The 14,460-nt window shown below is 53.5% G+C and carries 11 protein-coding genes and 1 pseudogene; 9 read left to right on the top strand and 3 right to left on the bottom strand.

Features of this window, described 5'->3' with window-relative positions:
• Window positions 1–236: 236 nt before the first annotated feature.
• The 7 genes and pseudogenes from ACMV5H_RS01840 to ACMV5H_RS01810 all read left to right on the top strand — a co-directional run bounded on the left by ACMV5H_RS01840 (window position 237) and on the right by ACMV5H_RS01810 (window position 8,956).
• Window positions 237–842, top strand: a complete 606-nt coding sequence (locus ACMV5H_RS01840; RefSeq protein WP_071682309.1) for an ankyrin repeat domain-containing protein — start codon at window positions 237–239, stop codon at window positions 840–842.
• 39 nt (window positions 843–881) lie between these two features.
• The gene (locus ACMV5H_RS01835) at window positions 882–1,775 is read left to right on the top strand and encodes a DUF2877 domain-containing protein (RefSeq protein WP_414821448.1); all 894 of its coding nucleotides are present in this window, start codon (window positions 882–884) and stop codon (window positions 1,773–1,775) included.
• A complete protein-coding gene (fdrA, locus tag ACMV5H_RS01830; protein ID WP_414821372.1) occupies window positions 1,735–3,282 on the top strand; it encodes an acyl-CoA synthetase FdrA in 1,548 nt (515 codons plus the stop codon). Before ACMV5H_RS01835 ends, fdrA begins: the two co-directional genes overlap by 41 nt.
• Window positions 3,282–4,700: a DUF1116 domain-containing protein gene (locus ACMV5H_RS01825; protein WP_414821371.1), complete on the top strand. Its 1,419-nt coding sequence runs from the start codon at window positions 3,282–3,284 to the stop codon at window positions 4,698–4,700. The genes fdrA and ACMV5H_RS01825 overlap by 1 nt, the downstream gene beginning before the upstream one ends.
• Window positions 4,701–4,821: 121 nt before the next feature.
• A pseudogene (locus ACMV5H_RS01820) lies at window positions 4,822–6,372 on the top strand (xanthine permease).
• 225 nt (window positions 6,373–6,597) lie between these two features.
• Entirely contained in the window at window positions 6,598–7,548 is a 951-nt protein-coding gene (locus ACMV5H_RS01815) for a carbamate kinase family protein (protein WP_414821370.1), read from the top strand.
• Between the two features lie 13 nt (window positions 7,549–7,561).
• Window positions 7,562–8,956: an amidohydrolase family protein gene (locus ACMV5H_RS01810; RefSeq protein ID WP_115158726.1), complete on the top strand. Its 1,395-nt coding sequence runs from the start codon at window positions 7,562–7,564 to the stop codon at window positions 8,954–8,956.
• Between the two features lie 88 nt (window positions 8,957–9,044).
• Here ACMV5H_RS01810 and murP read toward each other — a convergent pair whose 3' ends face one another.
• Both murP and murQ read right to left on the bottom strand, forming a co-directional pair.
• A complete protein-coding gene (murP, locus tag ACMV5H_RS01805) occupies window positions 9,045–10,496 on the bottom strand; it encodes a PTS N-acetylmuramic acid transporter subunit IIBC (protein ID WP_115158725.1) in 1,452 nt (483 codons plus the stop codon).
• 2 nt (window positions 10,497–10,498) lie between these two features.
• On the bottom strand, window positions 10,499–11,407 hold the full coding sequence (gene murQ / locus ACMV5H_RS01800) for an N-acetylmuramic acid 6-phosphate etherase (RefSeq protein ID WP_414821369.1): 909 nt from the start codon (window positions 11,405–11,407) through the stop codon (window positions 10,499–10,501).
• A gap of 228 nt (window positions 11,408–11,635) precedes the next feature.
• Here murQ and ACMV5H_RS01795 point away from each other — a divergent pair, with 228 nt between their 5' ends.
• Complete coding sequence (locus ACMV5H_RS01795; RefSeq protein WP_059200098.1) at window positions 11,636–12,496, top strand: SIS domain-containing protein; 861 nt, start codon at window positions 11,636–11,638, stop codon at window positions 12,494–12,496.
• A 279-nt stretch (window positions 12,497–12,775) separates the two neighbouring features.
• Window positions 12,776–14,374: a glycoside hydrolase family 3 protein gene (locus tag ACMV5H_RS01790; protein ID WP_414821368.1), complete on the top strand. Its 1,599-nt coding sequence runs from the start codon at window positions 12,776–12,778 to the stop codon at window positions 14,372–14,374.
• On the opposite strand, the gene ACMV5H_RS01785 is transcribed toward ACMV5H_RS01790, so the two are convergent.
• On the bottom strand, window positions 14,349–14,460 hold a 112-nt coding region (locus ACMV5H_RS01785), incomplete at its 5' end, for an IS1 family transposase (protein ID WP_414821447.1). The genes ACMV5H_RS01790 and ACMV5H_RS01785 overlap by 26 nt on opposite strands.

The following is a 14,460-nucleotide window of genomic DNA, read 5'->3' as shown; positions in this document are numbered from 1 at the left end:
ATGTGGCGGGAGGTGACAGCCCATTGCCCGCAGAGACGTTTGCCGCGACAAAAGGCGTAAAACATAAGAGAAAGATTGCGCCGACGCACAGTTTGCCTTTATTGTTGAATTACTTTCAATAATTACACCCTTTGCGATGAATGATTCTTAAGCGGATGTTTTTATCCAGCATCTGTTGCTATTCTCAGTAGCAATGAAAGCATCCAAAGCCCACTGGAAAAATAGGGAGCCAGAATATGTCTGATAAAGCGCTAATCACAGAATTTCTTTTTGCGGCGGAACAGGGCGACAGCGACGCGCTGAAAAGCTGCCTGAGTAAAGGGGCGGATATCAATGCCACCAACCGCCAAGGCCGCACCGCAATTACGCTGGCCAGCTTGAATAAACATTACGACTGCGTGGCATTATTAATCGCTGCCGGTGCCGATATTGATAAGCAGGATCAGACCTGTTTTAACCCCTTCCTGCTGAGCTGCCTGAATAACGACTTAACGCTGCTACGCCTGGTATTGCCAGCCAACCCGGATTTGGATCGCTTAACACGCTTTGGCGGTGTGGGTATTACCCCAGCCAGTGAAAAAGGCCACGTCGACATTGTGCGTGAATTATTGACGCGTACCGAAATTAACGTCAACCACACCAATTTTGTCGGTTGGACGCCGCTGCTGGAAGCCATTGTGTTGAATGATGGTGGTGCGAAACAGCAAGAGATTGTCAAATTACTGCTCGATCACGGTGCCAATCCGCATATGACCGACAAATATGGTAAATCTCCCCTGACGCTGGCCCGTGAAAAAGGCTATCACGAAATTGCTGAACTGCTGGTTGCCGCCGGCGCTTAACAGAGGAGAAATGCCATCGCACAGCCGCAGCGGCAGTGCATTACAGCGTTATCGGCGGAGGTGGCGTTCCCCCGCCAGCGGCTAAGTGGGCAGGTCGAACAGGTTTTTTCTCGCGCGGTAAACCTGTTCGTTCCCGAGCAGAACATGCTCTACACGTTATTAAGCGACGAGTACGATAACGCCCCCAATAGTTGCCGCATAGCGCTCAGGCACTGTGACCAGATATTTAGCCCAGGAGATCGCGTCGAGTTTTCTCAGGGTGGCATTGAAATAGGTCAGCATAGTTGGATTGATTTTTCCCACTGTCAGACATGGCAACAGCCTGACCTGTATTTAACCGAAGCAAGCAGAGCATCTATTGCTTGGCACCAATGGGGGGCATGCATTAACCAACAGGCTTCATCCGGTAATTCGCTGTTTAATTACCGTGGCGAGAATATATTTTATCGGGAAATGGCCAGATTATTACAACTTCATCGTGATGCGTTATTTCTGGCGATACGGCACAATGAAAATCCCGACGAAGCCTTACATTCTCTCATTGGTTTGGGAATTGGCCTGACGCCTTCTGGGGATGATTATCTGGTTGGGCTTTGCTCTATATTACTGCTGCCCGGTCATCCAGCGCAAAAGTATCGCGAGGTTTTTCTGGCGGTGCTGAAAAAAGTACAACATAAAACCACGCTGCTAAGCGCTATTACCTTAGAGGCGGCAATCAATCAGCGTTACCGACAGGTGATAAGTCACCTGTTAGAAAAATTAGTGCACGACGATCGTCACCTTATTATCGATACCATTAACAAGATTAAACAGATTGGTTCAAGTTCGGGCTGCGACATGCTGTATGGCATGGCCGATGCCTGCCTCTTGACCTCATATTTTGGAGAAAAATATGTCCATCAGGATAGTGGTAAAAAACAACACCTGGTTTGACTCTGTTTCGCTGATGTCTATTTCCACCAAAGCGAACAAACTTGAAGGCGTTGAACAAGCGTTTGTGGCCATGGCCACGGAGATGAACAAAGGAGTGCTGGAAAACCTGGGCTTGTTAACCCCAGAGCTGGAAGCCGCCAAAAACGGCGATCTGATGATCGTGATTAAGGGGGCCAGCGATGAAGCTAACGAGGCCACCCTACAGGCGATCGAAGCCTTGTTCACCCACAAAGATAAAGGTGGCCGCCACGAAGCGCGCTATGCCACTCTCGCCAGTGCGAAAACTCATATTCCGGAGAGCAACCTCGCGGTGATCTCGGTAAACGGGTTGTACGCGGCACGTGAAGCCCGTCAAGCGCTGGAAAACGATCTCAACGTGATGCTGTTCTCCGATAACGTCTCCATCGAGGATGAATTGGCGCTGAAACAGTTGGCGCATGAAAAAGGCCTGCTGATGATGGGGCCAGACTGCGGCACCGCCATCATTAATGGCACCGCTTTGTGCTTTGGTAACGCGGTTCGCCGTGGCAACATCGGTATTATCGGCGCATCCGGCACCGGTAGCCAGGAGCTGAGCGTGCGTATCCATGAGTTTGGCGGCGGCATTTCGCAGCTGATTGGCACCGGCGGGCGCGATCTGAGTGAGAAGATTGGCGGCCGGATGATGCTGGATGCGATAGCGATGCTAGAGAACGACAACGATACAGAAGTGATTGTACTAGTCTCCAAGCCCCCTGCCCCAGCCGTGGCACACACCGTGCTCGAACGTGCCCGTGCCTGCCGTAAACCCGTAGTGGTTTGCTTCCTTGGGCGCAATGAGCCACCAGCCGATGAGCCAGGATTGCAGTTTGCGCGTGCAACCAAGCAGGCAGCGTTAAAGGCCGTGCTGCTTACCGGCATCAAAGAAGAGTCTCTCGACCTGCATCCACTGAACTGGCCGCTGATTGAAGAAGTGCGTGCCAAACTGACACCGCAGCAAAAATACATTCGCGGTCTGTTCTGTGGCGGCACCCTGTGCGACGAAGCGATGTTTGCCGCACTGGAAAAATACGACGACGTCTACAGCAATATTCAACCTGACCCGGCCATGCGCCTGAAAGACCTCAACTGCAGCGTGGCGCACACCTTCCTCGACTTTGGCGATGACGACTTCACCAATGGCAAACCGCACCCGATGATCGACCCAACCAACCGCATCCAACGTCTGTTGCAGGAAGCGCGCGATCCCGAAGTCGGCGTGATCGTGATGGACTTCGTGCTTGGCTTTGGATCTCACGAAGATCCGGTGGGCGTAATGATCGAGGCGATCAAAGAGGCTAAGGCGATTGCGGCCAGCGAGGGCCGACCGTTGGAGATCCTCGGCTATGTGCTAGGTACCGATCTCGATACGCCGTCGCTACAGCAGCAGTGCCAGATGCTCACCGATGCGGGCGTGATCTGGGCTAGCAGCAGCACCAATACCGGATTGCTGGCGCGTGAATTTGTCTGTAAAGGAGGGAAAGCCTGATGAGCCACTCATTATTTAACCAACCGCTGAACGTTATTAACGTCGGTATCGCCATGTTCAGTGATGACCTGAAAAAACAGCATGTGCCAGTAACCCAGCTCGATTGGACTCCGCCAGGCCAGGGCAATATGGCGGTGGTTGAGGCGCTCGATCAGATTGCCTCCCCAGCGCTTGCCGAGAAAGTGGCTGCCGCCAACAAACTGGCGCTGGAACGCATTATTCAGTCGCATCCGGTGCTGGTAGGTTATGACCAGGCAATCAACGTCGTCCCAGGGATGACGCGCAACACCATTTTACATGCAGGCCCGCCGATCACCTGGCAGAAAATGTGCGGTGGGATGAAAGGCGCGGTCACCGGTGCGCTGGTGTTTGAAGGATTGGCAGCCAACCTCGAGGAAGCCGCAGAACTGGCCGCCTCCGGCGAAATCATCTTCTCACCGTGCCATGAGCATGACTGTGTCGGTTCGATGGCGGGTGTGACGTCTGCATCGATGTTCATGCATATCGTAGAAAACAAAACCTACGGCAACCGCGCTTATACCAATATGAGCGAGCAGATGGCGAAGATCCTGCGCATGGGAGCCAATGACCAGAGCGTGATCGACCGCCTGAACTGGATGCGCGATGTGCAAGGTCCGATGCTGCGCGATGCCATGAAGCTGGCCGGTGAGATCGACCTGCGGCTGATGCTGGCGCAGGCGCTGCATATGGGCGACGAGTGTCACAACCGCAACAATGCGGGCACTACGCTGCTGATCCAGGCGCTGACGCCGTGGATTATCCAGGCGGGCTACCCGGTTGAGCAGCAGCGCGAGGTCTTCGACTTTGTCGCCAGCAGCGATTACTTCTCCGGCCCAACCTGGATGGCGATGTGCAAAGCGGCGATGGATGCGGCACACGGCATTGAATACAGCACCGTGGTCACCACCATGGCGCGCAACGGCGTTGAGTTTGGTTTGCGCATCAGCGGGCTACCGGGCCAGTGGTTTACCGGCCCGGCACAGCAGGTTATCGGCCCGATGTTTGCAGGCTATAAACCGGAAGACTCGGGGCTGGATATCGGCGACAGTGCCATCACTGAAACCTACGGCATTGGCGGTTTTGCCATGGCGACCGCTCCGGCCATCGTCGCACTGGTAGGGGGCACCGTGGATGAGGCGATTGATTTCTCGCGTCAGATGCGTGAAATCACCCTGGGCGAAAACCCTAACGTCACCATTCCCCTGCTGTCGTTTATGGGGATCCCAACGGCGATCGATATTACCAAGGTCGGCAGCAGCGGCATCCTGCCGGTGATCAACACCGCCATTGCCCATAAAGATGCGGGGATTGGCATGATCGGTGCCGGGATTGTCCATCCACCGTTTGCCTGTTTCGAGAAAGCAATACTGAGTTATCGCGACCACTACTGCCAATAAAAAAATAACGGGGCTAACCCAGCGTTAGCCCCACCTGACACCAGAGAGTTGTTCACCTGCAGGACCAATGGCGATCCCGTGGATCGTCGAGAGTTGTTAAACGACCTGTGAAGGATTTTCCATGAACAAAATGAAATTAGAGTGGAAACGCGGTGACTGGGCAGCCTACTTCGGGCTGATGACCAATAACCTGACCAACCTGCTCACCATGATGGGGCTGCTCATCTTCGTAGTGGGTATCCCAAAAGAGATCGTCTACGGGCGCATAGCCCCGGCCTTTGGTCTGGCCGTGATGATGGCCAGTATCTGTTACACCTGGTTTGGGCTGCAAATGGCTCGCCAGACCGGGCGGAGCGATGTGACCGCGCTGCCGTCTGGCCCGAGCGCACCGTCTATTTTTACCGTGACCTTCCTGGTGCTGATGCCGGTTTATCAGTCCACCGGCGATGCGGACTTTGCCATTTCGATCGGCCTGGTGTGGTGCTTTGTTGAGGCACTGATCCTGGTGGGCGGCTCTTTCCTCGGCGAAACCATCCGCAAGATGATCCCGCGCACCGTGCTGCTCTCCTGCCTTTCCGGCTTGGGGCTGTTGCTGCTGGCGATGAACCCGATGCTGCAAGCGTTCGAAGCGCCAACCGTTTCGTTCATCGTGCTGCTGCTGATCTTTATCAACTGGTTTGGCAAAAAGCCCATATTCGCCCGCATTCCGACCGGTTTGCTGCTGCTGATCGCCGGTACCGCGCTGGCGTGGATCTCCGGCCTGCAAAGCCCAGATGCGATTAAAGCCTCGATGTCTTCCTTTGGCTTTAACCCGCCGGGATTCCATGTTGACAGTTTTATGCAGGGTCTGCCACATGCGCTGCCGTATCTGGCCTCCGCCGTCCCGCTGGGGCTGGCGAACTACATCTTTGACCTGGAAAACATTGAGAGTGCCCATGCTGCCGGTGATGAATACAACACCCGTAAGGTAATGATGGCTAACGGGCTTTCCTCCATGTTCGGCTGCCTGCTGGGGAACCCGTTCCCGGTGACCGTGTATGTTGGCCACGCCGGTTGGAAAGCCATGGGAGCCAGCATTGGTTACACCTTGGCGTCCGGCGTGACGATGTTCCTGGTACCGCTGTTCGGGCTGGGTGCCTTTATGTTGGCGGTGATCCCGATGACGGCGATCGTACCCATCCTGGTGTTTATCGGCGTGGTTACCGCCAACCAGGTGGTGAGGGAAACGCCGAAAATCGAAGTCCCGGTGATCTTCATCTGTCTGTTCCCGTGGATCGCCAACTGGGGATTAACCGTGGTTAACAGCGTGCTGGGTGCGGCGGGCACCTCGTGAGCCAAGCTGGGCGCAGAGTTGCTGCATAGCAAAGGTGTGTATTACCAGGGACTGGTGCATTTGGGTAGCGGTGCGCCGCTGGCCAGTATGCTTTGGGGATGTGTCGCGATTTTCGCCATCATCAACAAACCGCTGCGTGGTGCGGTAGCGGCGGCAACCGGTGCGCTGCTGGCGCTGTTCGGCGTGATCCATGCGCCAGCCGTGGGCTTTGCCGAGGGAAGCTCATTGCTGTTCACACTGGCTTACCTGATGATGTCGGCCATGTTTGTACTGAAGCATTTTCTCGATAGCCGTGAAACGGTGGCTGCCGCAGTGCAGGAACCCAGCAAGACAGCCTAAGCCCTCACCCCAACCCTCTCCCATAGGGAGAGGGAGCTGACCGGCATCTTGGATAAGGCTGTGCGGCTTCGGAAAGTAGGGTATAAGAACAAGAAATACAAGGTATTACACAGGGCAATCAGCACACTCGATCGGTTCCCTCTCCCTCTGGGAGAGGGTTAGGGTGAGGGGACATTTATAGACTCCCGCCCCTGTTTAAACGGCCTTTTTAATCGGAAAACCCAGATGAAAGAACTCGTCGTCGTCGCCATTGGTGGCAACAGCATTATCAAAGACAACGCCAGTCAGACCGTAGAACATCAGGCCGAGGCGGTGAAAAAGGTCGCAGACTCGGTGCTGGAGATGCTGGCATCGGATTACCACATCGTACTCACCCACGGCAACGGCCCGCAGGTGGGGCTGGAGTTGCGCCGTGCCGAAGTGGCTCACGAACATGAAGGGCTACCGCTGACCCCGCTGGCCAACTGCGTGGCGGATACCCAAGGCGGTATCGGCTATCTCATTCAGCAGGCACTCAATAACCGCCTGGCGCAGCATGGCGGGCAGAAAGCGGTAACCGTCATCACGCAGGTTGAAGTGGATAAACAGGATCCCGCCTTCACCACCCCAACCAAGCCGATTGGCGCTTTCTTTAGCGAACAACAGCGCGATGCGTTATTGCAGCAATACCCAAGCTGGCGGTTTGTCGAGGACTCTGGCCGCGGCTATCGCCGGGTGGTCGCCTCACCGGAACCCATCAGGATCGTGGAAGCCGACGCAATCAAGGCACTCACGCAGCAAGGGTTTGTAGTGATCGGCGCGGGTGGCGGTGGCATCCCTGTCGCGCGTGATGCACAAGGGGATTACCAAAGCGTCGATGCGGTGATCGATAAAGATCTCTCCACTGCCCTGCTCGCCAGGGAAATCCGCGCCGACGTGCTGGTGATCACCACTGGCGTAGAGAAAGTGTGCATTCACTTCGGCAAACCGAATCAGCAGGCGTTAGGCCAGGTGAACGTGGCCCAAATGACCCGCTATATGGCAGAGGGGCACTTCCCTGCTGGCAGCATGCTGCCGAAGATCGTCGCCAGCCTGGCGTTCTTGCGCGATGGCGGCAAACGCGTCGTCATCACCTCGCCGGATTGCCTCCCCGCCGCACTGCGCGGTGAAACGGGCACCCATATCGTTAACCTCTGAGAGGGAAGAACAGATGAATGAGAACAAAAGCCGCCGTGAGTTTTTGAGCCATAGTGGCAAAGTGGCTGCGGCCTGCGCACTATTGGGTGCAACCTCCTCCGTCGGTTATGCTGCTACCCCGGCAACCGCGAACTGTGAGACGGACCAGCGCATGAAAATTAGCGACAAACACTATTATCTGGATAACGTACTGCTGGAGGCGGGTTTCGAATTTGACGGAGCAACGCCGGTCAGTACCCACACCGAACTGAAAACGCTGGAAATCAACCAGGGCAAGATCGTTGCCCTGCGCGACAACCGCCAGCATGCGGACAGTACGCTGCCGGTCTACGACGCTGGCGGCAAACTGATGCTGCCCGCCATGCGTGATATGCACATCCATCTGGACAAAACCTTTTACGGCGGCCCATGGCGTTCGCTGAATCGCCCGGCGGGTACCACCATCAAGGATATGATTCGGCTGGAGCAGAAACTGCTGCCGGAGCTGCAACCTTACACCCAAGAACGGGCCGAAAAGCTGATCGATCTGATTCAGTCCTACGGTTCCACTACCGCTCGCAGCCATTGCAACGTTGAGCCAACCTCCGGTCTGAAAAACCTGGAGAATCTGCAAGAAGTGCTGGCACGCCGCAAATCTGGCTTTGACTGTGAAATTGTCGCGTTCCCACAGCATGGCTTGCTGTATTCGAAATCAGAGCCGCTGATGCGTGAGGCAATGCAGGCAGGAGCACATTACGTCGGTGGCCTGGACCCGACCAACGTCGATGGCGCAATGGAAAAGTCGCTCGATAGCATGTTCCAGATCGCGCTGGATTATAACAAAGGGGTGGACATCCACCTGCACGAAACCAGCCCGGCAGGCATTGCGGCGGTGAACTACATGGTGGCAACCGTCGAGAAAACGCCACAACTCAAGGGCAAACTGACCATTAGCCACGCCTTTGCGTTGGCGATGATGAATGAACAGCAGGTCGATGAAATCGCCACCCGCATGGCGGCGCAGCAAATCACTATTGCCAGCACGGTACCGATTGGCACTATGCATATGCCACTCAGCCAACTGCGCAAGAAAGGCGTGTTCTTGATGACCGGCACCGACAGCGTGATCGACCACTGGTCGCCGTATGGCCTGGGTGACATGTTGGAGAAAGCCAATCTCTATGCACAGCTCTACATTCGCCCGAATGAGGGAACCTTATCGCGCTCGCTGGCTATCGCCACCGGTGATGTCTTACCGCTGAACGATAAGGGCGAACGCGTATGGCCGAAAGCCCAGGACGATGCCAGCTTCGTGCTGGTTGATGCTTCCTGCTCCGCCGAGGCGGTAGCGCGTATTTCCCCAAGGACCGCCACGTTCCATAAGGGCGAGATGGTTTGGGGTCACGTTGGGCAAGGGAGCAAGGCTTGATATATTGGGTTACTGTTGTTCATGGTGACGACTAGGGGCGCTGCATGCAGCGCCCCTAGGGTATAAGCCGGTTAAAACCTGGTTATTATCAGCTTAAATCCACATCCTTGCTGCCAAACAGCCAGGTCAGAATAAATCCGGCAATATAGGAGATCAATATACCGGCGACATACACCAGCATGCCCGCGAAAATCCCCTTGGCTGAGGTCATTAATGGGATCGACACCAGACCCGAGGGGCCAAACACCGTATTCAGCCCCACCGGCAACCCCATCCAGGCAACCAGACCGATAAAGAAACCACCGACCGCGCCCCCCAGACAGGCAGTAACGAATGGCTTCAGGCGCGGTAAGGTGACGCCATAAATCAGCGGCTCACCAATCCCCAGCAGGCCGGGGAAAATGGCCCCTTTAATCTGGGTACGCAGCAGAGAGCCTTTAGGGGAGCGAGCAAACAGCGCCAGCGACGCCCCCACCTGCCCTGCACCGGCCATCGCCAGAATAGGGAACAGCGAGTTAAAGCCCTGCGCATCCATCAAGGCAAAGTAAACCGGCACAAAGCCCTGATGAATGCCAAACACGACGGCGATCAGGAACAACCCGGCCAGAATGGCGGTGCCGAACGGGTTGCCGTTCAGGTGCATAAACAGCCATGACATGCCCTTAAACAATTCACCGCCAACCGGCATAATCACCACAAAGGTAATGGCGCCAGTGATCAGCAGGGTAATTGACGAGGTCAGGATCATATCCAGATTATCGGGGATCATCCGGCGTACCTGCCTTTCGATCCATGCGCCCAAGATACAGGCCAGTAGAACCCCAATGATGTTACCGCGTGGGTCGATCGCCAGCCCAAAAAAGTCGCTCATCCCTGCGTAGTAGCCGGTAGTCCCTTCTGGTACATAGCGTAAAACAAACAGCGAAGCGATGATCGCACCGTTAACCCCGGTGCCACCAAAGGCCTTCTGAGTGTTAAAGCCAATCAGGATACTGAGGAAGGTAAACAAACCGATGCTGAACACTTTCATGTAAGCGATCAGCCCTTTGAGCCATGCGGCCGGTGCCACGCCCTCCACGATCAGCGTTTGCTGCATCAGGGTAGCGATCCCCAACAACAACCCTGCGGCAATAAAACCTGGGATCAACGGCGTAAAAATCGTGGCAAACTTAGTCAGAAAATTATGCACCGCGCTATTTTGCTTGGCTTTCATCTGCTGCTTGTTTTCACTTGCCAAGGTCTGCAAGTCAGCTTGCTCGGCATTTCCCCGTTCCTGCTGCGGCTGCGCCGTTAACAACGCATTCATCATCTCGCTGGCAGTTTGCGCTTTGCCAGGACCAAGGATAACCTGCAGTTGATCGTCGCCGTTAACTACCCCCATTACGCCAGGGATCTTCTTCAACTCATCGACTCGTATTTGCTGACGATCTTTTAACGTCAGACGCAGCCTGGTCATGCAGTTACCGCAGATAATGATATTTTTACTGCCACCCACCAGGAGTAAAATTTGCTCTATCATAGGAACGGTGATTTTCGCCATGGTTATGCCTGTATCCCTTGCAGTGCTTGACGGACAAATCCTTTGTTTTTACTCAAAACCGCGCTGGCCTCAGGTGCAGACAAGCCGCCGAGGATCATGACAATCGCGGTTTTGCAGTGGCGCTGACATTGATTAAGTGCCTCTTCCGCCTCTTCCGGGCTGCACTCCGTGGCTTCGACCACGATATTAACCTGGCGCTGTATAAGCTTGGCGTTGGTGGCCTCCACATCGACCATCAGGTTGCTGTAAACCTTGCCGCTGCGGATCATCGCACCGGTGGTGATCATATTCAGAATTAACTTCTGCGCCGTTCCCGCTTTCATGCGCGACGACCCCGTCACCACTTCTGGGCCCACCACCGGTTCAATGGCGATATCCGCCGCCTGGCTCATTGCGCTATTTGGATTGCATGAGATGGCCACGGCAGTCGCCCCAACGCTACGAGCATACGCCATAGCCCCCAGTACATAAGGGGTGCGGCCACTCGCTGCGATACCAACCAGCACATCACGTGCATTGAAACCGAGATTACGCAGATCCTGTTCGCCCATTTGCGGATTATCTTCGGCATTTTCTACCGCCTGTAAAATCGCGGTATGGCCCCCTGCGATCAGCCCAACCACCTGCTCACGCGGTGTACCGTATGTTGGTGGGCACTCACTGGCATCCAGGATCCCCAACCGGCCAGAAGTCCCCGCACCGCAATAAATCAATCGGCCACCGCAGGCAAAAGCGTCTACCACCAGATCCACTACCCTGGCGATTGCTGGCAAGGTAGCAGCTACCGCCAGCGGCACTTTTTGGTCTTCGCTGTTGATCACGGCGAGCATATCCAGAGTGGGCAACGTATCAATTTGCGAACTGGCCGGGTTGCGGCTTTCCGTCACCATCTGGCTTAAATTTATCTTCATAGGGGCTTCCAATGGGTTAAGATTTTCGACAATGTTAAGGAATTATTTATTCGGCAAATGTGATAATCGTCACGGTAAGTCGATTCCAGGCGCGAGGTAAAGCAGGAATAAAGCGCAAAAAAAACCGCCATTTAAATTTTAATTTTCAACAATTTCAAATAAATAAGCCAAAGGAATGAAAAGCCCCCGAACTGGAATAATCTATTACACACAGTGGAGATATTGTTGATGTCAGTCCTGAACGAAATCACCTGGTTGCTGCCAAGCCTGGCCGAAAACCAGCAAAAAATCGCTAAATATATCCTTGATAACCCGGAAGCCGTCCTGAGCATGTCTTCATCCCAGTTTGCTGAAGATGCTGGTGTCAGCCAGTCAGCCATCGTCAAGTTTAGCCAGAAAATCGGCATGAAAGGCTTCCCCGCACTGAAAATTGCCATCAGTGAGGAGCTGGGCAGAAATAACCTGTTCAAGTCCTCTCCGCATAAGGCCTTGCATAACGCCATCTCGTCGGAAGATTCTTTGATGGTGGTGGCACAAAAACTGGCTCATGAGAAAAATACCGCCATCGTAGAGACGACAAAAAGGATCGATTTCCCCATTTTCCAACGGGTGGTTGATATCATCGATAACGCTCAACGCGTGCAGATCGTGGGTATTTGGGGCTCGGGCCTCACCGCCAAAGATTTGAGCTACAAATTACAAAAGATCGGTATCCTGAGCCTGGTGGAAGCCGACCTTCACGTCCAGATCGCCACCGCACAGGCGCTAACCCCCAAAGACGTTCAAATCGTTATTTCTTTCAGTGGCCGCAGGAAAGATATGCATATCGCCGCCTCGATGGCAAAAGCACAGGGAGCGACGGTGGTCGCCATAACCGGCAGCAAGGACAATCCTTTAGCCAAAATAGCCGATTATGTATTGGAAAGTGTCTCTGATGAAAACGAGTGGCGGAGTTCTTCGATTTCGTCCAGAACCGCACAGAATACCCTGACAGATTTGATTTTCCTGGCGTTAATGCAACGACGCAAAGAGATAGCCAAACCTCTGGTGCTGAATGCGAGCATGACCATTAATAATCTGGACGACTGACCAGCAGAAAAAACCGAATACCATTAAAACAATGACAAGAATTATCTTAACTTTTTATGACGGGATTAAAATAATTAGCGCAAGATATTCTTGCCCTTAAAGGGTTATTCTTTGCTCGCCCCCTTTACCAATCAAGCTGGTCGATACAATGCCGGTATAAAAAACCGGCATTATTCCTTTACGCATCACAAACACGAATCGATCAACTGTGATAATTATCACTTTATTACCTGACTTGGAATGTACAATCGCCGGAAATTGATACCTCGGAGTCATCCCATGAAAAAAATAATACCGGCCATCTTTTTATTTAGTGCCGGAAGCTACGCGGCCGCTATTCCAGAAGCCCAACTAAAAGAAATGTGGCTTTCCCCCAAAGGCGCGGCTGAAAAGCTCAGTACCGACATGAGTTTTGCAGAAAAACTCGGGCAAATGTTGATGGTTGACATTCGTTCCTGGGATGAAAACAGTAGCGAAAGTAAAACGCCTTTTATTGAGATGAATACCCACGTCAGTAAAATGATGACTGACTATCATTTGGGCTCAGTGATCCTGTTCCGTGAAAACCTGATTAACACCCCACAAACGGTTGAGTTGATTAATAATTTCCAGCATGCACGGACTAATTTACCGCTGTTTATCAGTACCGATCAGGAAGGCGGATATGTTACTCGTCTACGTGTGGGCACCGAGATGCCGGGCAATATGGCCTTGGGGGCTACCGGTGTGGCCGATTTAGCCAAACAGGCTGGGAATATTCATGGTTATGAGTTAACCAGCCTTGGGTTTAACTTTAACTTTGGGCCGGTAGTGGATGTGAATAACAACCAGAATAATCCAGTCATCGGCGTTCGCTCTTATTCCGACGATCCGATTCTGGTTGGGCAATTAGCTCGCAGCTATATCGAAGGTATTCACCAATATCCGGTGCTCACCTCTCTGAAGCACTTCCCTGGGCACGGCAACGTCGCCTCGGATACCCATTTTGCCCTCCCCAGCGTCAACACGGATAAGGCTTCATGGCAACAGACCGAACTGAAACCCTTTGTCGACGTGATGCCCGATACCGATGCCATCATGACCGCCCATGTGGTGGTGCCAGCGCTTGATAGCACCCTCCTGACCAACATCAAGGGAGAGAAAATCGGTACCCCGGCCACCTTATCCAAAGCAATCTTGACCGATACCCTGCGTAATCAACTCAAGTTTGATGGGCTGATCCTGACGGATGCCATGGACATGGGGGCCATTACCGGCAATTTTGACCGTCATTGGTCCATCAAGCAGGCTATTTTAGCCGGTAATGATATTGTCTTGATGCCTATAGGGATTAAAGACAGCGCCAGTATTGAACAACTCGGCGAACTGTATGCTTATTTGCAGGCCGAAGCGGAAAAAGATCCGGTGCTGAAGCGACGCATTGAAGATTCTGCGCAGCGGGTGATTTATACCAAGCTCAGCAAACGCATCTCCCCTGCGCCTCATGATGCTGCCACGGCTGAAACCATTGTCGCCTCCAAGGCGCACAAGGATCTGGAAAACGCCATTTCGGAGCAGGCCATTACGCTGATCAAAAACGACCGGGTGCTGCCTTATGCGCTTAAAGCACAAAACAACATCATGGTCTTTTCGGACGAAGGCCCGCGCAATGAGTTAATCAACAAGCATTTAGCTCAGATTGCCAATGAGTTGAAAGTGGGCTTAAACGTCAAAGATCAGGTGGTTAAGCTGGATCAGGACACATTAACAACGGAAGAAATTGAGCAGCAACTGCAAGATCAACAGTTGGTTATCCTGGCCACCTACAACCTGAAGCTCAACCCGGCCAACGCCCAACGGGTAATGCCTCCAATTAGTAGAACATGTATTTCTCAATAAAGGCACCAATGACTTTTTCATGCAGCTCAACAGAGCGTGAGAAGCAGATAGTTTTGCGAGTGAGTCTTTTGATGCGTGTACGCAGT

The sequence above is a fragment of the Serratia sp. N21D137 genome (assembly GCF_047530005.1).
Taxonomy (GTDB): domain Bacteria; phylum Pseudomonadota; class Gammaproteobacteria; order Enterobacterales; family Enterobacteriaceae; genus Chania; species Chania fonticola_B.
The sequence above is the reverse complement of the archived record's forward strand: the minus strand, read 5'-3'. Positions and strand labels throughout refer to the sequence as shown.

What these genes read in the sequence shown, in the direction of transcription:
- murP (WP_115158725.1), bottom strand. Translation starts at nt 10,496, where the DNA reads ATGGCGAAAATCACCGTTCCTATGATAGAGCAAATTTTACTCCTGGTG.
- ACMV5H_RS01790 (WP_414821368.1), top strand. Translation starts at nt 12,776, where the DNA reads ATGAAAAAAATAATACCGGCCATCTTTTTATTTAGTGCCGGAAGCTAC.
- ACMV5H_RS01825 (WP_414821371.1), top strand. Translation starts at nt 3,282, where the DNA reads ATGAGCCACTCATTATTTAACCAACCGCTGAACGTTATTAACGTCGGT.
- ACMV5H_RS01840 (WP_071682309.1), top strand. Translation starts at nt 237, where the DNA reads ATGTCTGATAAAGCGCTAATCACAGAATTTCTTTTTGCGGCGGAACAG.
- murQ (WP_414821369.1), bottom strand. Translation starts at nt 11,407, where the DNA reads ATGAAGATAAATTTAAGCCAGATGGTGACGGAAAGCCGCAACCCGGCC.
- ACMV5H_RS01795 (WP_059200098.1), top strand. Translation starts at nt 11,636, where the DNA reads ATGTCAGTCCTGAACGAAATCACCTGGTTGCTGCCAAGCCTGGCCGAA.
- ACMV5H_RS01810 (WP_115158726.1), top strand. Translation starts at nt 7,562, where the DNA reads ATGAATGAGAACAAAAGCCGCCGTGAGTTTTTGAGCCATAGTGGCAAA.
- ACMV5H_RS01815 (WP_414821370.1), top strand. Translation starts at nt 6,598, where the DNA reads ATGAAAGAACTCGTCGTCGTCGCCATTGGTGGCAACAGCATTATCAAA.
- fdrA (WP_414821372.1), top strand. Translation starts at nt 1,735, where the DNA reads ATGTCCATCAGGATAGTGGTAAAAAACAACACCTGGTTTGACTCTGTT.